Source organism: Peribacillus sp. NPDC097895, from assembly GCF_050277555.1.
GTDB lineage: Bacteria > Bacillota > Bacilli > Bacillales > DSM-1321 > Peribacillus.
On record NZ_JBNNSH010000002.1, the window covers coordinates 552,893 to 579,244 of the forward strand.

The 26,352-nt window shown below is 39.6% G+C and carries 23 protein-coding genes; 6 read left to right on the forward strand and 17 right to left on the reverse strand.

The window, feature by feature from the left end; translation table 11 throughout:
• Positions 1 to 90 precede the first annotated feature (90 nt).
• From addA to ACQKMH_RS14055, 4 genes are all read right to left on the reverse strand, one after another.
• Complete coding sequence (gene addA, locus ACQKMH_RS14040) at positions 91 to 3,825, reverse strand: helicase-exonuclease AddAB subunit AddA (protein WP_427588125.1); 3,735 nt, start codon at positions 3,823 to 3,825, stop codon at positions 91 to 93.
• The gene (addB, locus tag ACQKMH_RS14045; RefSeq protein WP_427588126.1) at positions 3,818 to 7,315 is read right to left on the reverse strand and encodes a helicase-exonuclease AddAB subunit AddB; all 3,498 of its coding nucleotides are present in this window, start codon (positions 7,313 to 7,315) and stop codon (positions 3,818 to 3,820) included. Before addB ends, addA begins: the two co-directional genes overlap by 8 nt.
• A 191-nt stretch (positions 7,316 to 7,506) precedes the next feature.
• Positions 7,507 to 8,070, reverse strand: coding sequence for a signal peptidase I (gene lepB / locus ACQKMH_RS14050; protein WP_427588127.1), 564 nt, complete (start codon positions 8,068 to 8,070; stop codon positions 7,507 to 7,509).
• 33 nt (positions 8,071 to 8,103) lie between these two features.
• Complete coding sequence (locus ACQKMH_RS14055; RefSeq protein ID WP_427588128.1) at positions 8,104 to 8,718, reverse strand: TVP38/TMEM64 family protein; 615 nt, start codon at positions 8,716 to 8,718, stop codon at positions 8,104 to 8,106.
• Between the two features lie 289 nt (positions 8,719 to 9,007).
• On the opposite strand from ACQKMH_RS14055, the gene ACQKMH_RS14060 reads away from it, so the two are divergent.
• The gene (locus tag ACQKMH_RS14060; protein WP_427588129.1) at positions 9,008 to 9,391 is read left to right on the forward strand and encodes a hypothetical protein; all 384 of its coding nucleotides are present in this window, start codon (positions 9,008 to 9,010) and stop codon (positions 9,389 to 9,391) included.
• 257 nt (positions 9,392 to 9,648) lie between these two features.
• Here ACQKMH_RS14060 and ACQKMH_RS14065 read toward each other — a convergent pair whose 3' ends face one another.
• Positions 9,649 to 10,503 (reverse strand): STAS domain-containing protein, encoded by an 855-nt coding sequence (locus tag ACQKMH_RS14065; RefSeq protein WP_427588130.1) that lies wholly within the window; start codon positions 10,501 to 10,503, stop codon positions 9,649 to 9,651.
• An 885-nt stretch (positions 10,504 to 11,388) separates the two neighbouring features.
• Here ACQKMH_RS14065 and ACQKMH_RS14070 point away from each other — a divergent pair.
• Together ACQKMH_RS14070 and ACQKMH_RS14075 are read left to right on the forward strand one after the other, a co-directional pair.
• Entirely contained in the window at positions 11,389 to 12,228 is an 840-nt protein-coding gene (locus tag ACQKMH_RS14070; protein WP_427588131.1) for a ComEC/Rec2 family competence protein, read from the forward strand.
• Entirely contained in the window at positions 12,229 to 12,447 is a 219-nt protein-coding gene (locus ACQKMH_RS14075) for a DUF3006 domain-containing protein (protein ID WP_427588132.1), read from the forward strand.
• A gap of 78 nt (positions 12,448 to 12,525) precedes the next feature.
• Here the strand turns inward: ACQKMH_RS14075 and ACQKMH_RS14080 are convergent, their stop codons facing one another.
• Positions 12,526 to 13,089 carry a competence protein ComK gene (locus ACQKMH_RS14080; RefSeq protein WP_427588133.1) on the reverse strand — a complete coding sequence of 188 codons (564 nt, stop codon included), beginning with the start codon at positions 13,087 to 13,089 and terminating at the stop codon, positions 12,526 to 12,528.
• 303 nt (positions 13,090 to 13,392) lie between these two features.
• Between ACQKMH_RS14080 and ACQKMH_RS14085 the strand changes: the two genes are divergently transcribed.
• A complete protein-coding gene (locus ACQKMH_RS14085) occupies positions 13,393 to 13,629 on the forward strand; it encodes an IDEAL domain-containing protein (RefSeq protein WP_427588134.1) in 237 nt (78 codons plus the stop codon).
• A 74-nt stretch (positions 13,630 to 13,703) separates the two neighbouring features.
• Here ACQKMH_RS14085 and ACQKMH_RS14090 read toward each other — a convergent pair whose 3' ends face one another.
• The 7 genes from ACQKMH_RS14090 to ACQKMH_RS14120 form a co-directional block, all read right to left on the reverse strand.
• Positions 13,704 to 14,513, reverse strand: a complete 810-nt coding sequence (locus ACQKMH_RS14090; RefSeq protein WP_427588135.1) for a YitT family protein — start codon at positions 14,511 to 14,513, stop codon at positions 13,704 to 13,706.
• 152 nt (positions 14,514 to 14,665) lie between these two features.
• The gene (locus ACQKMH_RS14095) at positions 14,666 to 15,931 is read right to left on the reverse strand and encodes a M48 family metallopeptidase (protein ID WP_427588136.1); all 1,266 of its coding nucleotides are present in this window, start codon (positions 15,929 to 15,931) and stop codon (positions 14,666 to 14,668) included.
• Between the two features lie 323 nt (positions 15,932 to 16,254).
• A complete protein-coding gene (locus tag ACQKMH_RS14100) occupies positions 16,255 to 16,911 on the reverse strand; it encodes a LuxR C-terminal-related transcriptional regulator (protein WP_427588137.1) in 657 nt (218 codons plus the stop codon).
• A 191-nt stretch (positions 16,912 to 17,102) separates the two neighbouring features.
• Entirely contained in the window at positions 17,103 to 17,630 is a 528-nt protein-coding gene (locus tag ACQKMH_RS14105) for an HD domain-containing protein (protein WP_427588138.1), read from the reverse strand.
• A 176-nt stretch (positions 17,631 to 17,806) separates the two neighbouring features.
• On the reverse strand, positions 17,807 to 19,351 hold the full coding sequence (locus ACQKMH_RS14110) for a fatty acid--CoA ligase family protein (protein ID WP_427588139.1): 1,545 nt from the start codon (positions 19,349 to 19,351) through the stop codon (positions 17,807 to 17,809).
• A gap of 181 nt (positions 19,352 to 19,532) precedes the next feature.
• Positions 19,533 to 20,522, reverse strand: coding sequence for a lipoate--protein ligase (locus ACQKMH_RS14115; RefSeq protein ID WP_427588140.1), 990 nt, complete (start codon positions 20,520 to 20,522; stop codon positions 19,533 to 19,535).
• A gap of 35 nt (positions 20,523 to 20,557) precedes the next feature.
• Positions 20,558 to 21,292 carry an MBL fold metallo-hydrolase gene (locus ACQKMH_RS14120; protein WP_427588141.1) on the reverse strand — a complete coding sequence of 245 codons (735 nt, stop codon included), beginning with the start codon at positions 21,290 to 21,292 and terminating at the stop codon, positions 20,558 to 20,560.
• Between the two features lie 172 nt (positions 21,293 to 21,464).
• Here ACQKMH_RS14120 and yhfH point away from each other — a divergent pair, with 172 nt between their 5' ends.
• Positions 21,465 to 21,593: a protein YhfH gene (gene yhfH, locus ACQKMH_RS14125; protein WP_230158609.1), complete on the forward strand. Its 129-nt coding sequence runs from the start codon at positions 21,465 to 21,467 to the stop codon at positions 21,591 to 21,593.
• Between the two features lie 157 nt (positions 21,594 to 21,750).
• Here yhfH and ACQKMH_RS14130 read toward each other — a convergent pair whose 3' ends face one another.
• From ACQKMH_RS14130 to hemE, 3 genes are all read right to left on the reverse strand, one after another.
• A complete protein-coding gene (locus tag ACQKMH_RS14130; protein ID WP_427588513.1) occupies positions 21,751 to 22,326 on the reverse strand; it encodes a TetR/AcrR family transcriptional regulator in 576 nt (191 codons plus the stop codon).
• A gap of 288 nt (positions 22,327 to 22,614) precedes the next feature.
• Entirely contained in the window at positions 22,615 to 23,550 is a 936-nt protein-coding gene (gene hemH, locus ACQKMH_RS14135) for a ferrochelatase (protein ID WP_427588142.1), read from the reverse strand.
• Between the two features lie 78 nt (positions 23,551 to 23,628).
• Complete coding sequence (gene hemE / locus ACQKMH_RS14140) at positions 23,629 to 24,672, reverse strand: uroporphyrinogen decarboxylase (RefSeq protein ID WP_427588143.1); 1,044 nt, start codon at positions 24,670 to 24,672, stop codon at positions 23,629 to 23,631.
• Positions 24,673 to 24,962: 290 nt separating this feature from the next.
• On the opposite strand from hemE, the gene ACQKMH_RS14145 reads away from it, so the two are divergent.
• Positions 24,963 to 25,478 carry an antibiotic biosynthesis monooxygenase family protein gene (locus ACQKMH_RS14145; RefSeq protein ID WP_427588144.1) on the forward strand — a complete coding sequence of 172 codons (516 nt, stop codon included), beginning with the start codon at positions 24,963 to 24,965 and terminating at the stop codon, positions 25,476 to 25,478.
• A 203-nt stretch (positions 25,479 to 25,681) separates the two neighbouring features.
• Here ACQKMH_RS14145 and ACQKMH_RS14150 read toward each other — a convergent pair whose 3' ends face one another.
• Positions 25,682 to 26,305, reverse strand: coding sequence for a phosphatase PAP2 family protein (locus tag ACQKMH_RS14150; RefSeq protein WP_427588145.1), 624 nt, complete (start codon positions 26,303 to 26,305; stop codon positions 25,682 to 25,684).
• Positions 26,306 to 26,352: the final 47 nt, after the last annotated feature.

Sequence of the window (26,352 nt, forward strand, 5' to 3'; positions counted from 1 at the left end):
ACAAGGAAAAGGCCTCCCACTTCATCCCAGGGAGGCTTTTTCTTTGTCCTATTTTACTAGCATGATAAATACTTGTGCAAAAATAGTCTCTTACACTTCCAATAAATGCGATCCGTCAAAGAAAAATAAATAACGGCTGGTTACTTTCTTATTCAATATCCCTTCGACAGCCCTCGTATATAGCTGGAGCTGCACCCGGTATCGATCGGCAAGAATCTCTTTAGCCCCATCATAACCGCTAGCATAACGGCCGGTAATTGTATCCGTTTTATAATCCAGCAGCACAAGACCTTGTTCATCCTCAAAAATACAATCAATCACACCCTGGATAAGGATTTCCTCTTCGCCAGTTGTCCAATCGCTGTAAGCTTCGTTAGCCGGCAACGACATCGTAAATGGCACTTCACGGCGAATACTCAGGGCATTTTGCATTCTTTGGCCGATTTCACTGTCAAAGAAATCGACAATCGTTTCCGGATTCACAGCTTCTTTCTGTTCCTCCGTCAACAACTCACGCTGAATCAAGTCAACCATCAACTTCTGAATCGATTGAATGGTAATCTCTTTGGATAGATCGATATGCTGCATGACTAGATGTGTAATCGTACCCCTTTCAGCAGGAGTTAGTGATTTTTCTTGCATGAATGTCGGGCGCTTCGTAATAGGACGCTTAAATTTACGTAACAGCTCTGTGGAACTTTGCTCGTCCCTGAGTTCATATTGACGTTTTAGTTCAGAAACGGATTGCTTGGACCGATGCACAGACGCCTCATGCTCAGGATACTCCCATTCGAGCTGTTCTTTGATATCATCATAAAATTCGGAAACCATTTCGATCTTCTCTGATTTCTGGACATGCTCAAGTATTTGCTCCTGTACTTGTGCCTCTTCAACATCCAGAACGGCAAGCTCATCACTTGGAATGACAGAAATGGACCAGTTCGATGGATGCGACTCCATTTCCAAGCCAAGACCTGCAGCACCAAGAGAATCCCGATGACGTACAAGGGATGGACCAATCCAATCAAGATAGCTTTTTGCACCCGCCCGTACATAGTCCTTTAAAAGCCACTCTCCATGTGCCGCATTACTTGCCCAGTTCTGCTGCGTTTTTTCTGCATCATTGATGCTGGCGATTAAGTAAAGCTTTTCCTTAGCTCTTGTAAGCGCCACGTAGAGGACACGCATCTCCTCCGCAATTAATTCAAGCTGCTTTTTTTTCTTAAAAGCCAATTGTGGGAGGGATGGATAGGTTATCCGTAATTCGGAATTCACGTACTTGGCAGCAAATCCATAATCCTTATCCAGTAAATATGGCTTTCGTAAATCCATCATATTGAATTGCTTGGAAAGACCGGCAATAAACACGATCGGGAACTCAAGGCCCTTTGATGAGTGAATCGTCATCAGGCGGACTACATCTTCCTGTTCCCCTAATGCCCGAGCTGCTCCTAAATCATCTCCACGTTCCTGCATCCTTTCTATGAAGCGCAAGAAACGGAATAGACCTCGGAAAGAACTTGCTTCATATTGCCTTGCCCTGTCATACAACGCTCTTAAATTGGCCTGACGCTGTTTGCCCCCCGGCATCCCTCCTGCAAAATCATAGAACTGCGTTTCACGATATAGAAGCCAGATCAAATCGGATAATGCTTCCTGCCTGGCAAGCTTCCTCCACTTTACTAGTTTTTTATAAAAAGCCGAGGCTTTTTCATAAAGCCCTGGATGTTCTTCCGAATCACTCTTTCTGTAAAAATCAGCTAAGGCTTCATAATAGCTGCCTGTATGGAATAAACGCACCTGTGACATTTCTTCTTCATCCATCCCGACGATAGGCGAACGGAGAACGGATGCCAAAGGGATATCCTGTTGAGGATTATCAATCACCTTCAATAAGGAAATCATGATCGCCACTTCGGTCGCTTCAAAATACCCTGTCGACAAGTTGGCGTAGACTGGAATCCCCTGCTTTTTAAATTCCTCCATGATTTGCGGTGCCCATGGCATCGAACGAAGAAGAATGACCATATCACGATAAGTGGCAGAACGGTACTTTTGAGCTTTCATATCATATATCCGATGCTTTTCGCTTATAGCCTTTTTAATGAGCTTGGCCATCTGCCTTGCTTCTAGCTGCGCTTTTTCAAGTTCCTCGGCCTCAAACCCGCTTTCCGCCCCTTCCGATTCCGAAATTGCTTCTGGATCGGCTGTTCCATCAATTAAATGGAGCTCGATAGGGTTTGGATGATCTTCGGGATATGGCGCACCTTTTTTCAATTGGGCGTCTTCATCATAATCAATCTCCCCGACTGTAATCCCCATCAACTGTTGAAACAAGAAATTCGTCCCATCGAGAACTTCCTTACGGCTCCGGAAATTCCGGTTTAGATCAATCTTCAGGCCGGATTCAATCCCATCACGGGTAAAGCGTGTGTACTTTCCAAGGAAGAGATTCGGTTCAGCAAGCCTGAATCGGTAAATGGACTGCTTGACATCGCCCACCATAAAAAGATTCCCACTATATTCGCCATCTGCCGTCACCAGTTTTAAAATGGATTCCTGAACCAGATTCGTATCCTGATACTCATCAACTAGGACCTCTTTGAATTGGTTTCTGTATTCAATAGCCGCAGCTGATGGTTTTCTTTCACCATTCACGGTTTCCCCTGTCAAAATTTGAAGACAATAATGTTCCAAATCGGCGAAATCCACCAAGTTCTTTTCTGCTTTTGCAGCGAAGAAACGATCATCAAATTGTTTAACAAGCTTTATAAGTGTATCGACATACCCCTTAAGCTCCCTAATATCGCGCAGATAACTTTCCGGTTTACGAGAAAATAACTCTTCCTGCAGCGATTTAATGATTTTCTTCGCCTTATCACGATACTTCGTGGCCTCATCCGCTACTTCTTTAATGAAATCGGCACCAGTAAGCCGTTTCACCGTTCCAAACTTCACGCTTTGGATTTCTTCATAAAGATCGTTCCAGGAGCGGTCTTTCACTTCCGACAGTTTGGCGACAAGGGCAAGATCAGCTATATAGTTCTCAGCCCTTGGTGCCGGCCCCCCAGGGACTTTAGTCAAATCCAGCGAGCGCTCCAATAAATCCCTGGCGGTGTCCAATTGTAAACCAATATCAAATTTCAATGAATCGATAAACGAAAGATCATCAATCCCATCATCATCCGCCAACTCATACATGCTGGCGGCACCATTGAGCCATTGATCCGGATCAGGGTTCGATTGCGAAAAATCATGCAGCGACCGAACAATATTCTGAAGTGCATCATCGTTTCGATCGCTTGTGAAAGCATCAACCAAATTAAAGAACTCTTCATTATCACTTTGACCATACTGCTCCTCGAAAAGTTCTTCCATTACTTCATCACGGAGCAGCTGGACCTCTGTAGAATCTGCAATCCGGAAGCCTGGGTCGATTTCCGTCAAATAATAATACTTCCTGATCACCTCTAAACAAAAGGAATGAAGTGTGGATATTGAGGCGCGGTTAATCAGGCTCAACTGCTTGCGCAGATGCTGTGAATGCGGATTATCATTAATCGCTTTTTCTAATGCCTCACTTATCCGATGGCGCATCTCGGCTGCCGAAGCATTGGTGAATGTAACGACAAGCAGTTCATCCACATCAATTGGCTCTTCTTCTGAAATGACTTTTTGAATGATCCGATTGACCAGCACCGCAGTTTTCCCGGAACCAGCTGCGGCAGCAACCAAAATGTCCTGATCTTTAGCCCATATCGCCTTCCATTGATCTTCCGTCCATGTCACGTCTCCTGGCAGAACAGGAATTTTCGTTTTACTCATCGCTCTCCCCCTCCCCTCTTAATAGATCAAGAACATCATTTTGCTTCTTCTGTGTCAAATTCCTAAATTGATTCTCCTCCAGTGACTGGTCGAATTGGCATACCGATTTAAAGGAACAAAAAGTACACGGCGTTCTTTCCTTTAATTTATACGGCGTTATGTTCACATCGCCATCGACCATTCGATCACCAGACTCCTGATAAACCCGGCGAACGTGATGATTCAGTAGAGAAAACTCTTCCCTGCTGGCAACTTTGGAAGCAGCTAGAAGCGATCCATCCTTTTTAAAACCAGCTGGAATGATATCCGACTTACCGGAACTTTCAATATCAAGCGAGTTATCCATCATCTGGATGACATTTGAATGATCGAGTACAAGTCCATTCATTTTAAAGCTTTTATAAATTTCTTCCTCAATTTTATCCAAACTGAGCATTCCCTTGGATTTGACAACAGGATTATGCACATGAAAATATAAAACACCGGCCGGAATGGCTTCTTTCCCTATAAGCGACTTGGAATGGGTAACGACGATATCAAGGTATGTCAACATTTGCAGCGCAAGTCCATAATACACTTCACTCATGTTCAGTTCCTTTTCACTCGACTTATAATCGAGCACGCGCAAATAGACACCCTCCCCTTCTTCCGCTTTATCCACACGGTCTATCCGTCCGATCAATTCCATCTTCGTACCATTTTTCAATGTGAACGAAAGTGGCGGCAGCTCTCCATTTTTTCCGAAACCGAGCTCTAACCCAACTGGAGCAAAGCCACTCACCTTTGCATGTTCACTTAATACGATTGATGCACGGCCAATTACATGTTCCAATTTCCTGCGCAAATAGTGATGGCGGTTCGTACTTAATAAAATTTGATTTTGAAGTTTAGGAGCAAGTCTTTCCACGGCAACTCTAGCCAACTCCAAGCATTGTTCCTTTGTCAATGTAGACCAAGGAATATCATGTTCATTTAAATAGTCCGAAATCATTTTCAACGCTCCATGGAACATCTCACCAATATCCGGTGCATCCAATCGGAAAATTTGCCTTTCCCTCAATTTCAAACCATGAGCGGCATAATGGGAAAACGGGCAGCTATTGAACATTTCCATTCTCGAGACACTTGTAAGAATACTCTCGCCATATAATTGCTTACTTGTTTCTTCTGATAATTTCTTCGTTCTATTTTGGTAAAAAAGACTTGATAATACCTTAGTTGCAAAAGGACCGACCACTTCATCCCCTATTATGGCATTATATACATCCCACCATAGTGTATGGATTGGATAGTTCCTTTTTTTTAGCTGCAATTGGGCTGCCAGATACGATAGGGCCACATCGTAATTTGCCGCGTATTTCATCTGTTCCTCAGCAGACAGATCAGATGGATCGTTCATATAATACACATCGGAAACGTTAGGCAGTACATCCCTTACCCGTTTTAGGTAGGATGAAGGTAAAAGCGCCTTTCCCTCCTCATCGGCAAGCGGATATGATAAATAAAGCCTCTCAGCAGGTGTAGTAAAAGCTTTATACGCCGTAAACTCCTCATCAAGGAGGCGCACCTTTGAACTTGGAGCAACGTCAAGTCCACCGGCTAACAGCACTTCACGATCACTATCGGAAAAAATCCCGTCAGATAAAGCTTTTCCTGGCAAGACCCCCTCATTCAAGCCGATAACAAAAGCTGTCTTCACATCATCAAGTCGGGATAAATCGAGATTAGCGACAAGGACTTGGTCAATTGCCGGCGGTACCAAAGAAAATTCAAGAGACTCCAAACCAGCTTCAATGATTACCGCAAACTGTTTCATGGAAAGCTTTTCTTCGCTTAGCAGTTCAACGAATTGGTCTAACAGATCGACAACCGCATTCCACGTTTGTTCGTGCTCTCTTGCCGAAACCAAATCACCTGCTTCTTCGGCCTCCTGTTTCAGCTTTTCCAATTTTTCCGGTACGTGCAATTCTTCAAGATATAGATAAAGGGCTTCGCACAATTCCCTCCCATTATCAGCCTTTTTAACACGTTTTGATAGCTTCAAGATGGGCTCGGTAAATAATTGCTTCATCTCATTCAACTCTTGCTCAAGCTTCATTTCCTTATCGGTTTGGTTCCGTTCCTCCAGTTCCAGCCCTCGGAAGCGCCGGTACGTCCAACGATCTTTCGAAGTCCACCTGCTCCCTTTGATTCCACGGGCCAGCACATAGTTTTCGAGCTTATCCACTTGCTCCCGCATCCTATCATGATTTTTTTGCAGCGGAAATAAAAGCTCCGTCTTGATTGCTCGAAATACCGGTTCATACCTCCAATAACCATTGATGATCTCCAAAGTGGAACGAATCAGTTCTATCAGAGGATGATTAAGCATGGTCCGTTTGGAATCGACGAACAAGGGAATTTTATAATCCCGAAAAACGGTTTGTAAAATATCTGCGTATGCTTCACCATTACGAACTAAGATCGCAATATCACGGAAACGGTGCTGCTTCTGCCTGACCAGTGTCAAGATATCCCGGGCTACGCCTTCAATTTCAGCTCTGCGATTAACTGCCTGGGCAATCGTTACATCAGGTGACTGCTCAAACGTCCGTGCAGGACGAATGGCAAAATAAGTTTCCAGATGATTCAGGCCTGGACTCGTTACAAACCTTTCCGTTCCTTTTAAAATGCGATCCTCTGAAATTGGTATATCATTTCTCAATCCAGCTTGATATAGGTGATGATACAGGTTTCCCGTCTGCCTGAACAATTGCAAATCATCCGGGGCATATTGTCTGTAGGGCTGATCTAATGTCAGCGAAACCGTTACACTCTTGCACAGCTTCATCATTTCTTCCACAATCAATAATTCCTGTGGTGTCAAGCTATAAAAACCATCGATATAAATATCGGCGCTCCTTATATATGAAGACTCTGACATTTTTTCAATAAGTAAAGTGAAATAGTCTTCGGAATCTAAATATTTGCCAACCATTTCATCCTCAAATGCCTGATAGACCAATTCAAGGTCATGCAGTTTATCCTGAATTCCGCTGCCTGCCTCAGATGTATCGGTCAAATAGTTTTGAATGTCATCCGGTTGGATGCAATACTGCTTGAACTCAGCCAGCATTAGTTCCATCTGTGCAATGAACCCCTGCTTATCAGCCGATCGACGAAACATCTTTAGCTCATCTTTTTTATCATCCATGATTTTCCTTATCAGCATATTGACGCCGACGCTGTCCAAATGTAGGCGGCTCATTCCCCCAGTTTCCTGAAGAACGCGCCAAGCCAGTCTGCTAAAACTGAAAACCTGCGTCCGAATCATTCCCGCAAGACCTGGTGTTTTAACTAATTTATATTCAGATAGAAACGTCATTTGATCAGGAACGAGATAAATGATTGGATTGCCTTCGGGATCTTCTGCCAATTTGGAACGAATTTCGTCCAATATATTCGAAGTTTTCCCTGCACCCGATCTTCCCAGTAAAAAACGGAGTGACATCTCTTTTCCCCCTTATACAACATAATATCTAGATCTATCATAACAGAAATACTTTCGTCTTTTTGACTAGGTTTCTGTTTCCAATTAAGATTTACTTTCTATTATTTTACCGTTTCCCATAAAAAAACACCAATCGTACGTTCGCTTTTTTCCCAAAAGAAAAAGCCCTCAAATTTTCCGGGCTTTTGCAATCATTCACCTGTAAATCTATAATTGAATTCTTTGATTGGCCAATATCGAACATCGACTTTACCGACAACATTTTCAACTGGTATATAGCCAAAGTGACGGCTGTCCGCACTTTCAAGACGGTTATCACCCATGACAAAAAGCTTGCCCTCGGGGACGGTGGTCATGTCCGTCAATTCTTTTAATGTGAAGTCACCCGTGAAATTTTGCCCAGGGAAACCCGCCTTGACTTTTTCAAGATAAGGCTCTTCCACTTTCTCACCATTTACGTAAAGCCAATCATCCTTATAACGAATGCGGTCACCAGCAATTCCTATAACTCGTTTAACATAATCTTCTTGTGAATTGGCATGAAAAACAATAATGTCAAAACGGTTGATATCTTGAATCTGGTAATTGATTTTATTCACAACAAGTTTATCGCCATCTTCAAGGGTCGGCTGCATCGATTTCCCTTCAACATCATAGCTTGAAAAGAAAAATGTACGGATTAAGATGTAAATAACAAAAGCTATCATGGTTGCTTTTATCCAATCGGATAAAGAATTCTTGTTTGTTTTTCCCATCTCGTTCAACCCCTACTACATTTATATACTAACTTATTGTCCTTCTTCTCTCTTCATGCTTTTATTTAACCGGACTTCCAGTCTTTTTCCCACATACCAGAGGATAAAAATGACAATCCCGATAATGATCGTACGCATGGGCTTATGTATTAAGGATACTAAATCATAGCCGACGAAGCTAATCGTAAAAATCATCACCGCTTTTCCACCTACAACTGCCAGTCCATATTGCAAGGGACTGACTTTTGAAAGACCTGCCACAATATTCACGATGGCCGATGGTGTAAAAGGGAAGCAGAGCAGGATGAACAAAGGTCCGAATCCATGGCTTTCCACCCAAACCATCAACCTCTGTACCTGCTTATGTTTTTGCAAAAATCGAAAAAACCTCAGTTGACCATATTTTCTAATAACTAAAAAGATTAAAAAAGACCCCGCTACCGCACCAATCCATGAAAATAAAAACCCCCACCAGAGACCAAAAGCCGTTGCATTAGCCAGTACGAACACCACTAAGGGTAAAAAGGGCAAAAATGCTTCCAGCATCGGCAGTAAGATTCCAGGAATTGGACCGAATGAGCGATATTGCTGAATAAGTGCTGATATATTATCAAGTGTAAACCACTCACGTATAGTCTCCAAGTCCATAATTATCTCCCTCGACATGCTGCCATCAAAGCAACATAAACTTATTAAAAAGCTGTTTATTTTAGATATAACACTTTCCCCTGAAATTGCAAGAATTATTATCCATATATCTTCATACTTTCCCTAACTCGGGAAAACATAATCTTATTAACAAATATTTCACTATTATTAATACTTCTTGCATATCGACTGAAAATACATTAGGATAAAAAACAGAACATATGTTCTTGTTTTCACAAAATATACATATTCATATTAAAAACGCGCTTTTTTAGAAAGGAGCGGTGAGATGACCCGCATTCCAGAAGGCGACCGAAATATGATTGAAAAAGCCATCTACCTCCCTATGGTGATTACAGTCTTAAACCGGGATCTCAAGGTCATCGAAATTAGTCCGTTTAAATTAAAAAGGCCCTATTCGGAACTAATTGAACATATTTTAAAAGCCGTTCAGGATGACCTTGCCGAGGTACGGAGATATTTGCGCAAGGAGAATATTAAGGTAAGTGAAATCAAACGCGATGAATCCTTCACGATGTATTGTTTTTTATATAAAGGATACGAGGAACATCATAATTATTTCAATCCCCGCCTTCGCAACAAAACCGAAGACTTGTTATGCTATTACTTTTTCGAGAGAAGTCACCGCTCAAGGGATAGGGGACCAGCCTAACATATACACGATGTTTATGGATGATTAAAGCCTTTCGGGGGTGAGGAAACAGATGCCTTAGGATTTGTATGGAGGATGTAACCATTAGGTGTCTCTTTTTCCCTGCTTTTTAAAGAGATAAGTGAGTTCAATTTATCACGATCAAAATCGATAGGACTCACTTACCTCCATTCACCTGTTTGGGTTTTCCATTATCATTGTCCTGCTAATAATATCATTGGATAGGTTCAAAACCATGGATTTACTGCCATGAAATATTACTTCTCGATCAAGGCATAACCTATATAATCAAGTGCATACTGAATATCCTTAACCATTTTAGTTTTGAGATTCCTCAAATCAAAGTTATTTACATGCTCCTTGGCAAAGGTTGGAGTGACACCCGTTATGATCGTTTCCACCCCCATCAAACCAAGAGCACTCATCATATTGAAGAGAAAGTTGGGAAAACAGTTATCTTGAACGAGGAGCTTCGACAAATCAATAATAAAGTAACCAATATCATTATCCGCCGCAGAATGTAACACATCACTCATGATTTGCTCTGATCGATTGCCGTCAACAATGCCCTGTATCGAAAGAATGGAAATGCCTTTAGTGATCGGGATGATAGGTACGCTTAAAAAACCCATGCTATACTTTGTTTGATCGAGCTCTATCATGTGGGATAGAATGTCTGCCATGGATTTCAGAAAGTTAATATCTTCTTCTGAAAACACCTTTTCCTCCTTGTCCATTACACAAAGGGTCCCGAATACATTCCCTTTCAAATCCTTTAACGTTACTCCTAAGAAACCTTTTACATTTAACTGACCGGTTACTTCAAGCCCCCTTGTTATGGCATCCTTCATTAAGTTTACTGTATGCATAGCATCGCCTTCGTTCTTAATGATTAAACGGCAGTATGTCCCTCCATATTCGACGCTATATCCTTCTGGTATAATCTGCTCTTCCCTATTATAGGAACTGAGGACTGTCATCGCCGTTTCTCCTCTTTTTGTTATATATGCCGTTTGCACATTTAGCTGCTTACTGATTAAGGCAAACATTTTCGAGGACACAGTCCTTAACGAATAATAGGTAGGGCTCGTCTGTTCATAATTAAACGTCATTATTATCACCTCTTTAATTCTGTACATTTACTATAACCTAACACTATCATTGTAGAGTCAGCAAAGCGTTTTGCAAAAGATTGTTATAAGCCTATATTAGAAGAAATATTAATATTATCCACACTCTTATATTTAATTTGGTCATTATTAGTCAATTATGTAATGGTAAGATGAATAAAATGGAAAATCAATTGAATCTCTTATAACCAACATTATGCAAAGCACCTTGGTTTACACTTTTGTGAAATATTGAACATAACTGTTGATACATAGAAGTTATCTATTATATTATCAAATTATGAATATAATCACTTACAAACTTATCCCCCCTTTATTTGATCGTGAAAAGTTTCTCCAATCCCCTTTTTTCTTATATAACCATGCAATGTTTGATCTGATGCATGAAGGACGCAACGGAGATGTAGTTGAAAAATGAAAATCGAACTGGACGGATCAATCGAAGATTTGTACTTTATGTTTGATGTTTATGAGCTGTTTCGTGTTTATTAGATTGAATTAAAAAAACAACAAACTTTAACCTCTATATAAGTATATTAAAACCTCGAATGGCTTTAGCAATTGGGTTCTGTAGCATTCAGCCATAATATTTCTGAAATTTTCACTCGTCATATTAATAGTGATTCTTTTAATTGCTTAGTCTCTAGCATGTTTTCAGACATCATTGAAAGTCCCTTCAACTATTTTTCCTCTAAAATTCAGTTTATCACCTGTAAGAATAATAGACTTTATTCATTATAAATACCCGGGATTATTTTACCTAACCACCGAGTTTGACGCCCATTTCATTTTTTATTCAAAGAAAATTATGTCTAAATCCCCTTTTTTTCCATTCCACATGTTAAATTATTATCTGGAGGCGAAAAAATGAAAAAAATTAATATTCTACTAGTAGCTGTTCTTGTATTATCTTTATTTACAGGAATCAAAACAACTGAGGCAGCATCAAATGTGGAGGTACACTTTATCAATGTGGGACAAGGGGATTCCATCCTAATTCAAACACCTAACGAAAATGTACTTATTGATGGTGGTGGAAAAGGGAAAGGCGATGAGGTTGTTGCTTATTTAAAAGAACAAAAAGTGAAAACTTTAAATGCAGTAATATCCACTCATCCCGACGCTGACCATGTTGGTGGTTTAGCTTATGTGATTAAATCACTTAATGTAAAATCTGTGTATGCACCAAAAGTTTCTCACACCACGCAGGCATACAAAGACTTTTTAAAGGCTGTTAAGAATAAAAAGCTTTCTATTAAAACAGCTAAGACTGGAGTAGAAATTACAACTAAGGCAAAGAATTCGTCATTAAAATTTATTGGACCTGTTAAAGACTATGCTAAGTCAGACTTAAATGACTGGAGTGCTGTACTTTTACTTAAACACGACAAAAAGACATTCTTGTTTACTGGGGATGCCGAAGAAAAATCTGAGAAAGATATGCTGGCTAAAAAGCTAGTACCTAGTGTGGATGTACTTAAAGTTGGTCATCATGGCGCTAATACATCATCCAGCTCAGCCTTTATTAATAAAGCCAAACCTAAATATGCCGTAATCAGTGTAGGGAAAAATGGATATGGGCACCCTACTTCTACTGTTGTAAAACGATTGAATTCAGTGAAAGCTAAAATATATCGTACAGATAAATCAGGTAACATTATTTTTACTTCTACAGGTCAGAAAATTACTGTAAAGACGGTGAAATAAATGGTACAAGGAATTATTGATCGCTTCGAAGGAAAGATTGCTGTCGTTGAAATCGATGGTAAGGATTTGAAGGATTTTCCTAAAAGTTCTCTTCCTAAGGGAGCCAAAGTAGGAGATATGCTGATTATCGATGGTGATAAAATCACCATCTCCAAAGAAGGCACTGAAAAATTAAGAAAAGAAATTGACGACTTAATGGATGAGTTATTTGAAGATTAATTCCGGAGCCCTTCTTTAATAAGAAGGGCTTTAATAAATCCGTTTGCTTGCATCACTAACTTACATTCCACCTAATCTCTAACGCGGTATATACTTTGACATTCCCTCTGAAGCTTTGACTCCTCTTGCTTCGGTGAACAGATAGAATGATTTTCTTTTTGTTTCCTCTATCCTTTGGATCAGTTTCGTTTTTAAAAAGGATGTCCGGTGCAGTTGGTTTTCGAAAGAACTGCATGATACTTCGATATCGATGGTTTGTTTATTACTGAATGTGACGGTTGTATGTCTGGAATCTTTGCGAACATATGATACTACATGCTCATGTGATAACCAGATGCATTGAGGACGCAACGGAGATGTAGTTGGAAAGAAGAAAATCGAACTGGTTGGATCAATCGCGATCGGTGCTTTATGTGTGATGTTTATGAGCTGTTTTGTTCCTTGTTTGCGGCCTTCATAACTTGATCCGAAGAACTCACAACTTTTCTTGATAATCTCCATAGGTTTAAACGGGGAAATGAACTCGTCCTCCATTTCAACGATACGGGCATATATTTTATTGCCATAATTGATTGGCGTAACCATTAGTGTGTAGGGCGTGATTTCATATTCCTCAATGATTCCCTGGCTATTTTCCTTCAATTTTAATCCACCTCTTCCTCATAGTAAAAAATAATAATCGTTATCACTGTTTTACTTTACCAAAGCATACACCTTAGAAAAAAGGTGAAGGGAGTTAGTCAATATATGTTAAATTCCCCACAATAATAGCACAAACAGTAAAGATAAAAAGGAAGTTCACAAAAAGTTAAAAATTCTTTTATAAAGTGGCCATTTCGTCATCTAAAAGACATATTCCCTATTAAAAAAATAATTTTTTGAATTTTCAGTTGATTTTATCTACTCAAATCCATATACTAATAAAAAGGGTCAGGGGTGGTAACTTTGAAAAATGAAAAATCTTATTCAGAGTCAGTGAAGTCCTTATCAATGAGCCAAATGAAAAACGATGCAGTCGTTCAGGAAATGTTAATTGATATGATTATTCTGGAATCCGTCCTTACTACCAAAAAGAATATCCTTGCGAAACAAATTGATGAAGCCTTGGATACGAAAAACAAACCTTTATTCCTAAAGCTTAGTTCTGAAATGAACGTTTTACTAAAACAGTTTGGAAATTAAAATGCATGATTAAAAAACAGCCTAATAATCAAAAAAGCCCCCCATAATGTTGGGAGGCTTTTCTCTATTTATGATCATTCTTTATGAAACATGCCCATGACCTCGGCTGTTTCGGTTATATTGACAAAAGCATTTGGATCCACTTCTTTTATCATCGTTTTTACATCGGTTAATTGGTAACGGGTAATGACTGTCATCATTACTTTACTCTTTTCTCCAGAGTATGCACCTTCACCGTCCATGACAGTAATGCCCCGATAAAAGTTAGTCAGGAGCTTCGTTTTCATTTCGTCACTCTTCTTGGTAACGATCATTAATGTTAATTTAATGTGATTGGAATGAATTGTATCAATCACTTTTCCTGCTGCATATATGGAAATCAATGTATATAATGCCGCATCCCAACCAAAGATGAAACCTGAGATAACCACCACAACTGCATTCATCACCGATAGCAATGAACCAAGTGGGAAGTCGCTCTTCTTAGCCAAAAGCATGGCGATGATATCAAACCCTCCGGAAGAACCTGAAGCACGAAAGATGATGCCTATGCCGAATCCGGAAATGATCCCGCCGAATAAAGAAGATAAAATTGGTTCAGTGGATATCCCATGCACTGGAATGAGATATAAACTGACGGATATTACGATAACTGATAATATCGTATAGGTGATGAAGCGTCTCCCCAATTTCAAGTATCCAAGAATCAACAATGGGAGGTTCAACAGAAAATTCAATATCCCTGTGTTGACTGGGGTAATGATTCCCAACATAATCGCAATGCCACTGAGTCCGCTGCTTAAAATTAAATGAGGTATCAAAAATAAGTTGTAGGCAACGGCAATAAGCACTGAGCCTATAGTGATTAAAAATACATTATACATTAACCGATCTCCTTAAAACAAACTGGGAATTTAATTTATTATAGTGGAGAACTAAAGATATATAAAATAATAGTTTTTTCTGAAAATACATATTCCCGTCCACTTTCTTCGATATAAAAATCAGAAAAAAGCCAGCTGTATACAGCTGGCTTTCAATCACCCTTTGTATCTGCATTTTCAATCGTGGAAATCCGCTCGAGCATGGTTGGATGTGAATATCGCAGCCATTTCACTAAGAATGGAGGATTCACCTGACTCAGTCCCGACCTGGTGAGTTCCTGGAATGTGGTGATTGCTGATTCTTTATCCCTGGTCATTTCAATAGCATAACGGTCTGCCCTTGTTTCTTCATATCTGGACACGTAATTGGATAGCGGACTCAAAGCAAAAAGCAGCACAGCCGTTATTAAAAGAAATAATGGAAGTGAAGAGATACTGTCAACCGAACGTACCTTTAACAAATGGCCCCAACGCCTAATGATATAGTTCATGATTTTCGATGTCAGCCACAAACCGACTAGGGTCATCCCCAAATAACCTGCAATTCCTATATAGATGTGTTTTTCCACATAATGAGCCATTTCATGTGCCATGATAAAAAGAATTTCATCTTCCTTCAGTTTGTTCAGGGTCGTATCCCAAAGGACTATTCTTGAGTTGGAACCTATCCCTGTCACATATGCATTCAAGGCATTTGTCTTTTCGGCCATGTTTACTTCATATACGTGTTCAGCCGGAATTTCAGCCTGTGAAGCCAATGCCAATATTTCTGTTTCCAGTTCTTTATTCTTAAGTGGATAGAATTCATTATACAAGGGATCAATCAATACAGGCTGAACAAACATCAAGAACAGAGTAAATGGAATGGACAACATCCAAGCATAGAGCCACCACTTCTTCACACTTTTCTTCATTAACCAATATAGAACGGAAACGATGATGAACATCATGCCAAAGTTCACCCAGAATTCGATGACTCCATCCTTCATCCACGAGGTGAAACTTTGTGTGCTGATATGGTAACTTTTACTCATCCGATAACCAATGAATCTGATTGGGAATAGTGCCAGATAAGAAATCAAAGAAATCCAGAATAAGTAAATGCCTGTTTGGATCACTTTCCGTCTCGTGATGGCCAAAGATGACTTTTCAAATGCTTTTGAAAACCCAAATAATAAAATGAAAAAGTACAGCAGCCATTCATATGGAGTAGAAACAAAAAAAATAAAATTCCTCAGCCCTGAATACTCTTCACTAAGCTTTAATTCCCTTGCATTCAGAAATGTTGCAGGATCCGCTGCTGTCCCCCGCAATGCTTGTGGAATGGAGGTATCTGCTCCATAAAAAATATACCAATACATCACCGCTGCATAAAGGATATATAGTACAATTGCTCTTCCAGCCCATTTTCTAACCATGATGCCCCTCCTTAAATGAACTCCCTCTTAATAGTTTAATCCAAAATGGACAGGTTAGAACCGCATTTACCTCCTATATTACTTTTTCCTAAAACGTTTACTTCCTTTCAACCATAAAATCAATAAAAAATCACATACGAACAAAAAAATGGAGTGTGGGGAGACATTTCGAGGTATGACTGAAGATACTAAAAGGTGGCAACCTCTTAATTTGCTCTTTCGAAATCAAGGCAGGAGCATTGGTCCATAAAGTCGCAAGTCATTTATTGAGTGGATGAAAAGAAGTGAAGAGACTCTACTTGGATAGTCATCCCTTCATGCTGCTATTTTTGAAAACGATACAAAAGTGCCATAAGCTCCGGGCGATTACGAACATTGAGTTTTTTGTAAAGCCGGCTGACATAGTTTTTCACCGTTCCAATGGAAAGAAATAGATTTTTGGAAATTTGCTGATTCGTTTGACCTTCGGTGAGAAGAATAAGCAGTTCATGCTCCCGTTTAGAGAATGCCCCTAACTTTTCTATAACCTTATCCACGGGTATAGATGATTTTTCCTCACCGTCCTGTTGAAGCCTCTTCATAAGTAAAGCTTTAAAAGAAGCAGGATAGACAATCTGCCCGTTGGCGCATTGACGGATTGCCATCACCAATTGTTTCATTCCACTGCTCTGTAGCACATAACCTGCCGCACCATGACACATCGCTTCAATAAGGTAGTGATTTTCTGGACAGGCGGTAAAAATGACGACGGGGATGGAGGGATGTGTTTCCTTTAGAATCGTCATTACTTCTTGTCCATACTTCCCTGATGATTGGGCATCAAGAAGAATGACATCAGCCATGGCTGATGCGGTATTAACAAGGTTAAGTAATTCCATTTCATTTTCAGTGGTTCCGATGACCACAATGTCTTCTTCTTTTTCGATGATTCCCTTAAGCCTCCCTTGACCACCATATATCATTAGCTTAATTGACTTCATAACTTCTCCTGTTCTTTTCATTATTTGTTAATTAGGTATCATGAAATAGTTCTATTGGTCTATATTTTACATCATTAGTTCTCTTGATAACAATATAAGTGAAATACATGTAAAATCAAAATTTAAACTGTAATAATATTTTGAAAAAAGCAGATTTCCTGACAATAAAAAAGCTATCAGCCTGTTTGCATTCAGGATGATAGCCTTTTTCTTTGTTCCTCATCAATGAGTTTATCCAGATTCATGATGCTTTCCTTTGCCCGGTGAATATCAATTTTGCGGTAATGGTGTTTTCCACCCTCTTCTTCATCTTTTTCGTCCGCCCATTTGACGACCTGCTGAAGAGGTGTACGAATAATATCATTTGAAGGTAAAAACGAATCGGTGTGAAATAAAATGGCGAGGGAAATAGTCTTTGCCTTTATCGGATTTTCTCCTAATCGGATTAACAGTTTATGTGCTCTTTCTGCACCTTTTATAGGATGGATATCATTTTGTTTGTATAGATCATAATCCCACTTTCCATTGCGATACCAGGTAAAATGACCCATATCATGCAATAGTCCAGCTTTGGCTGCAATATCTGGATCTATTTTATATTCGTTTGCTAGGTGAAACGAATGGTATGCTACCGCAATCGCGTGTGCCATACCTGAACGGTTCAAGTATTTTTGAGCAATGGGATGTGTAAAAATATCTAAAAGCTTTACATCTCTCATCTAACCCCTCCTTACAATTATGTGGAAATTTTTAATGACAATCATAACTCTTTTCGAAACAAGAATCAAGGCTTTAAGCTTCCCTGAAATATTTTATGCAGCGCGATACACTTTGGTTGTACAAAAAGGGGACCAATGCTCATTAATGGCAATTGTCCCCTATTGATTAAAACTATTTAGTTTTGTATTACATGTTTTTTTAAAGAACGCCGTAAAATCTTACCCGTTGTGTTTTTTGGAAGTTCATCCAAAAACTCGATTTTTGCCGGTACCTTATATTTAGCCAAGTGCTCCAAGCAATAGGCAAATAATTCTTCCTCGGTCAATTCATTGTTTTTCTTAACCACGAAGCAATGAACCACTTCTCCCTGATTTGGATCCGGCACACCTATAGCTGCTGCCTCAACTACTTCAGGGTGGGCATACAGAATTTCCTCCACTTCACGTGGATAGACATTATAGCCACCGACAATGATTAGCTCCTTCTTACGGTCTACAATGAAAAAATACCCTTCATCATCCATCCGGGCTAAGTCGCCGGTATATAACCAGCCATCTTTCAAGACAGCAGCCGTTTCTTCAGGCATTTTATAATACCCCTTCATTACATTCGGTCCTCTGACAATCAATTCTCCTACCCCACTGATTGGCACTTCTTCACCAAGCTCGTTGACGACTTTGTTTTCCACCCTAAGGATGGATGTTCCGATGGATCCCGCCTTCCTTGGACGGTCCAAAGGATTGAAGCAGGTAACAGGGGATGCTTCGGATAATCCGTACCCTTCCGACACCCTTACTTTAAATTTCCGCTCGAATGATTCAAGCAGTGATACTGGCAAGGCGGATCCACCTGAAATGCATATACGCAATGACTTCAAATCGTCTTCTTTCGCATCTGGATATTGGTAAAGAAAATTATACATCGTTGGCACTCCAGCAAAAACGGTTGCCTCATATTTTTTGATTTGCCTGAATATTTCTTTTGGACTGAATTGCGGGACAATTAAAAGCGTACCTCCGCTCAACAACGGGGCATTCACTACTACTGTTAAACTGAAAACATGGAACATTGGCAATGTCGTTATGACACGGTCACTTTCCGTGATTTTTAAATATTCACCAACATCATGTGCATTGGAGAATATATTCGTATGTGTGAGCATGGCCCCCTTTGGTTTTCCTGTTGTCCCGGAAGTATAGAGGATGATTGCCGTATCTTCAGGGTCCAGATCTGGGCCTTTGAAGCCGACATCTCCCTTTTCAACCATCTTTGTAAACGATTTCATTTTTGGGTAGATGCTCAATTTGCTACTATCACCATTATCCGGCTGCGTTTCACAAATTACATATGAATCTACACTTGAGAGGATCGGGTTCATTTTTTCTAATAAGGGTAAGAGCTTATCTAATGCCACAACGACCTTTACATCGCCGTTATTCAGGATGTATCCAATCTCATCAGGTGTGTAAATCGGATTTACGGGAATGACGGTAGCACCTGCTCGTAAAGCCCCATACAATGAAATGATGAAGTGTGGAGAATTGCCTAAAACCAGCGCAACATTATCACCTTTTGAAACACCAAGCTTATGTAGTTCGTCTGCAAACTTAGAAACGGCTTGATCCAATTCCCCATATGAGGTGGATTGATCCATAAAATAATAAGCTGGCTTATCGACCTTTCCTAAAGCCGTTTGATGAAGCTGTTCGGATAAATTCATCGTTCTCCCTCCCCTGCAAATAGCATGAATGAATCACCATTCATTTTTAGAGTAAACTAAATACATATTTATTATATTAAAAGAAAATGATTACAGCAACAATTTTATCCATATTCAAGCAATAACTGTCATTATTAGACACAAAAAAAGCGCCCTAGTAAGTCAGGACGGCTTTTCAGGCTTAATAGATTAAAGTCAATATTTCTTCTTTCGTTACATTGCCAAAATAATGTCGAACATCTATCTCATCTAATACTCTGCTGATAGCAACCTTTTCATAGCGTGTTCCAGTAAGCTTTTGTTCTATATCCGCTACTTCTCCAACCCCAAAGAAATCACCGTAGATTTTACAGTTTTCAATGACACCCCTACTCACTTCAAGACGGATATCAACAGACCCTACCGGGAACCTATGAGAATTTTGCATGTTGAATTTAGGTGATTTTCCATAGTTCCACTCCCAGTTTTGATATCTTTCTTCCGAGATTTTGTGTATCTTCTCCCAATCTGCCTCGGTTAAAACATACTCTGTAACCTCACCGCTATCTTGGAAAATATTTTGCAGAAGGAATGAACGAAATTCTTCAACGGACATTGGTTCTTTTAAAAAATCGGCTATATTTCCGACGCGGCTCCTTATCGATTTAATCCCTTTGGACTCGATTTTATCTTTTTTCACTTTTAAAGCGGATACAATATGCTCCATTTCTGATTGAAACAACAAAGTACCATGACTGAACATCCTGCCCTTCGTTGAAAACATCGCGTTGCCAGAGATTTTCTTTCCTTCAGCAAGGATATCATTCCGTCCGCTTAATTCAGCATGTATTCCTAGTTTCTCGAGAGTCTCCACGACTGGCTGGGTGAACTTCTTAAAATTATGGAAGCTATCCCCGTCATCTTTCGTAATGAAACTAAAATTGAGATTTCCCAAGTCATGATAAACCGCTCCGCCCCCTGAAAGACGGCGAACAACAGTAATGCCATTTCCCTCTACATAATCGGCATTGATTTCTTCAATAGTATTTTGATTCCTTCCTATGATGATTGAAGGGCGATTAATATAAAAAAGAAGATAGGTTTCGTCTATATTTAAATGTTTAAGCGCATATTCTTCTATGGCCAGATTTATTCTTGGATCCGTTATTCCCTTATTATCAATAAAAAGCACAGTTGTTCCTCCTTCTGATTTCATTCATACTTCATTTATAATTGGAATTCGAGATTGGTTTTCGCTATAGCTATCTCCCTTTTGAATACCTCGGATGCTTCTTTTTTCAGTTGATTATGATCTCCAAAATGCGGGAGATGAGTTAACAGCAAAAGCTGGACGTCTGCTTTTTCGGCTAGCATGCCCGCTTCTCTAGCCGTCATATGCCCCGCCTTTGAACCATCCATATCACTGTAAAAATTACTTTCACATAATAAAACATTGGCATCTTTAGCGAAATCCGCAAGCTCATCCATATAGGAGCTGTCACCTGTGTATACAATTGAATGATTTTCTGCCTCTATCCTCATTGCATAACAAGGGACAGGATGTTTTGTTTTCATGAACGTAAATTTGCACGGTCCAATTGTTAAGGGTTCATCAACAGAGTAGGCTATCCCCTTAGTCACATCTTTATAAGTTAACTTCCTAAATTCAGCTTCATCTAAATCATGTCCATAAATAGGAATGGTCCTTTTGTCACTGCCCAATATCTGCTGTATGAGCGCAGCGTGTTGCAGGACACCGACATCCGCGACATGATCCGGATGATAGTGGGATAATACAACAGCACCAAGATCCTCCGGCTTCATATGATTTTGCAACTGTGATAGAACACCGCTGCCACAATCAAGCAGAATGCGAAAATCTTCATATTCAAGCAAATAACCAGAGCTCGCCTCATTTTTAGCTGGATATCCGCCCCAGCAGCCAATTACGGTGATTTTCATGCTTAGGCACTCCTTTTTTCTCTCAATGACTTCCCCATTAATATAAACTATTCTTGCCCTTATTTCACCTTTTTTACTTATGTTATAAAACATTGATTGACATGGATAATCTGTTATAATACAATAAAACCATAGTAAAGAGAATAACAATAAAATTCAGGAGATGATGTTCATGATTCAAAGTAGCGTTGAGTTCTTTAAAAACCTGCCTCCTAAACAATGCACGGATTGCGGAAAAAAGATTGAAGAACAGCACGAATGTTATGGAAACCACTGTGATCATTGCCTTTCTGGAGAGTAATAATTATGTGTTTCACCATCCGCTTCCCAATTAGTGGATGATCCCATATAAAGTTCAGTCTCGCAGCTGAAAACTATCCCCAAATAGAAAGAAGAGATACCAATGTTCGGTATCTCTTCTTTCTATTTTTCGTTTTTTGGCAAAAAAAATAGAATTATCACGGAGCGGATAATCCTTTGAATAAATATATTTTGAATAGTTCGGCAATTTCCTCTTTCTCTAATGGGGCATGATTCCTCTCCCAATCATAAATAAGGGCAAGGTACATCTTTAGCATCAGGAAAGCAGTTATCTCTGGATCACAAGGCTGTATATAGCCCTTATCAATCGCTATTTTAAGTTTTTCCTTAATGTAAGATACGATGGCTTCTTCCATTTCATTAACCATGTCCTGAACGGCCGGGGTACCAATTTCCCGCTCTTCCTGAAGAAGTTTTAAAGATAATTGATGCTCCTGCCTAAACTCCAGAATTCGATACACAGCTCGATGTAGATTTTCAAAAAAGTGGAGTTGATTATCCAAAGATTGTTCAGCCTCATATTTCATTTCCTCTATCAACCGCTGAACGATCTCTTTAAACAGCTCTTCTTTATTTTTATAAAAGGTATAAATGGTCCCTTTTCCAACATTGGCAATTTTAGCGACTTGATCCATCGTCGTTGCTTTGTATCCAAAAAGTGAAAACGACTTAGTCGCGGCTTCTAAAATTAATTTTTTACGATCAACAGACATTTCCCACCTCGATTCTGACCAGACGGACAAAACAGTCAATAAGTTCAATAATATCTTACCAAAAATATTCAGTCTTTTCAATCAAATATTTATCTCCTAGTGAAACAATGGCCATCCTCATTTCCGGACAGCCACTGAAGATTAGATTATTTAATTTACGCATCGTTTCCAAGCTTGCATCCCATCCATACCAAAGGTTTAGTCCAGATCTAGAGCATGGTTCAACTTCATTTTAATATGTAGAGCCAATCGCAATCATGGATAATGGGAATATCCCCTATTAACTAATCATTTTTCCTGTAATCTGTTTAAGATGATTGTGGCCAATGCATCGATGAATGCCGGTTTAACATTGGGCATATCCGGTCGGTAGTAACCTGCACCAATATCTTCCGTCACAACCTTACATTCATAATCGTTATCGTAAAGAACTTCAAGATGCTCGGCAACAAATCCTACAGGAATGTAAATGAATGCTTTATAACCTTTTGCTTGATGAAGATCTCTGGTTAAATCCTGCACATCTGGTCCTAGCCATGGTTCAGGTGTCTGTCCAGCGCTTTGCCAGCCTACTGCATAGTTGACGACCCCTGCTCCTTTTGCAATCATGTCCGCAGTTTCTTGCAGTTGATTTGGATATGGATCCCCTAATTGTAATATCTTTTCAGGGAGACTATGTGCAGACACAATCAAAGCATAATTATCACGCTCATCCGAAGTCATTTTTCCTATTACTTCTTTTACTTGGTTCACCCAATATTGAATGAATTTCGGCTCGTCATACCAGCTCTCAACAGAAGTGATGGTAAGGTCACCCAATTTAGCCGCTTCATCCTGAGCACGTCCATTATATGACTTCACACTGAATGTTGAGAAATGCGGCGCCAATACAATACTGACCGCTTCTTTGATACCGTCATCATGCATTTGTTTCACGGCGTCTTCAACAAAAGGTTCAATATGTTTCAGTCCTAAATATGCCTTGAATTCGATATCTTCCTGAATGGAATTCAATTGCTTTTCAAGGGCCTCAGCTTGTCCTGCTGTTATTTTCGCGAGCGGGGACAATCCACCGATCGCTTCATATCTGCCTTTTAGATCGGCAATCAATTCGTCACTAGGTCTTCTTCCATGGCGAATATGTGTATAATATCTTTCAATATCCTCTTCTGTGTATGGGGTACCATAAGCCATGACCAGAAGGCCCATTCTTTTTCTTGACATGAAACTACACCTCTTTTAAAAATTTCGTTCTTTTATTGTGCATCCATTTAAGGTCTTTTAGCAAACAGTTCGCTCATGCTAATTCCTTTTTGCTGAATATTCATGGATGAAAGTGGTCAATCTCTTCAGTGTTTCCGGATTTACGGAAGGGAAAACCCCATGTCCAAGATTAAAGATGTAGCCATCCTGTTGCATGCCCTGATCAAGGATCTGTTTCGTCCGCTCTTCTATAACATCCCATGATGATAATAGCAGGGCCGGATCAAGGTTTCCTTGAACGGTTTTCTGTATACCCATCTGTCTAGCTTCAGTAATTGGAAGTCTCCAATCCAGCCCGACTACATCAATCGGGAGGTCATTCCATTCCAGTGCCAAGTGACTTGCACCGACCCCAAACATGATTAGCGGTACATTTTCTTCACGTAATGAAGAAAAGATGCGATTCATGATTGGCTTGATGAATACGCGGTAATCTTCAACGTTCAATGCACCCACCCATGAATCAAAGATTTGGATGGCTTTGACGCCTGCTTTTATTTGTGACTTAACATAAATAATGATCATGTCCGCTAACTTATCCATTAAAGCAAACCAGGCTACTGGCTCTGAATACATGAAAGCTTTTGTCTTATTGTAGTTTTTGGAAGGGCCTCCTTCAATCATATATGAAGCAATGGTGAAAGGTGCACCAGAAAAACCAATCAAAGGAACGGACAATTGCTCTGTGGTCAATAGTTTAATCGTATCCAACACGTATGGAATGTCTTCCTCTGGATTCAATTCACCTAGTTTTTCAACGTCTTTCACCGATTGGATCGGATTGGATATGACTGGACCGATACCCGACTTAATCTCCACATCGACTCCAATGGCTGGTAGCGGTGTCATTATATCTTTATATAAAATCGCTGCATCTACATCATATTGTTCAACTGGCAATCTCGTCACATAAGCGCATATTTCCGGCTGATGAGTTATTTCAAAAAGGGAGTACTTTTCTTTCAATTTACGATATTCCGGCTGTGAACGGCCAGCCTGGCGCATATACCAAACAGGTACATGATCCGATTTCTCTCCTCTAGCAGCTTTTAAAAATGTATCATTCGTAATTTCCTTAGACATTAATATCCACCTTTCAAGCAATCACGTTTCTATTTTTATTCATTACTTACATAGAATATCAGAAGGATGTTGAATTTGAAATTGAATCTCCTTAAACTATAGCTTTTTATATAATAGAAGTATAGCCAACCTATTTATTTGTCAGAAAATCGACGTTTTTGTACGGAATTCACACGTTTTCCAAGTCCATTTGTGCAAGGTCTGAGAATTATATTAGTGGAAATGGTAAAAGCGCTATTCATTGGGTAAAATGGGTATACAGATACTATATAAGAATTGGAGGGGAATTTATGAATGTATTCATCACATCAGGTACTTATGATTTTTTGAAATTAAAAAAAGATAAGCACCCGAATGAAAAAATATTACTTATGCAGAATGCTCAAAACACAGTACTTTTACATGAAACAACAGGTAAAACGCTCTTCAGCTCGCCACGTAAATATGAAGTAGTCGATGGGAAGGGAACTCTTCAAGATCATGGATATGTGGTCATGAACAATATCCCTGTCAGTGAGGAAGGACGGCCGGTATTTGAACATCGTTTTAAAAACAGGGCTGGGTTAATTGAAAATGAACCAGGCTTCGTTGCCCTTCGTATCCTGCGCCCAATCAACTCTGAAACATATGTTATCTTAACGATTTGGGAAAAACAATCAGACTTTATGAACTGGAAGAAATCCAGTTCATTCCAGCAGGCGCATAATAGTGACTCCAAACCTCCTGTTACGAATTCCAGCCAGAAGATGTTTTCAGGTGAAGCCTTCGTAACGCAGTATACATTGGTGAAAGATTCCGAGGAATAAACTATCGCTGCTTAATAAGAGGCCCATCCCCTCAAGGATGGGCCTCTTTGATTTAAGCTCTTCGAGAGTTTATTTTGGACTGCCAAAATGATATAGCTCTGTTGTTGAAGATTATAACTCGTAAAACAATCCGACAAACTTCTTCATTATTTCCGGGGAAATGTAACAGGTATTTACAGATATTTTAGCTAAAAATCCTTTTTTCAAAGTACTCTCCTGCCTAAGAACTTATACAAATTAAACAAGGTTAAACTATATGCAGCTCCTAGTGCAAATCCTGCCAAGATATCAGTTGGAAAATGAACTTTCATAGCGATCCTGCTAACCCCGATGAGCAGAACTAGACAACCGAAACCGATTCCCGCTGCCCATTTCAATGAGTCACCTTTAACTTGTTTAATAATTAAATAAGCAACCATGCTGAAGAAAAGAAGGCCTACCATTGCGTGGCCACTCGGAAAACTGAAACCAGCTGTCTCCATCAAATGATTTTCAGGGCGCACTCTTTGAATATGATTTTTTATCCACCCATTTAATACATCGCCCCCAGCGATTCCGATAGAGAAGACGGCCATGGTCCAATAATCCTTCTTTATTATCCACAAATATAGAACACATAGTAAGCTTCCAAAACCAATGGACATGGATTTCCCAAGATAGGTAATCCACTTGAAGAAAGTGAACCAAAAAGAATTTTCACTTACAGAAATAAGTTCGGTAATATATGTATCAAACGTTAAAGTATTCTCACTCTGGACTTCATGCATCAAAAAAAAGAATAGCAACAAGCAAAGCAAAACCATAGCAATCCAGGAATGTTTAATCATTATATATCCCTCCTCGAAGTATTTAATTCCCTTTGGATTATTCAGAA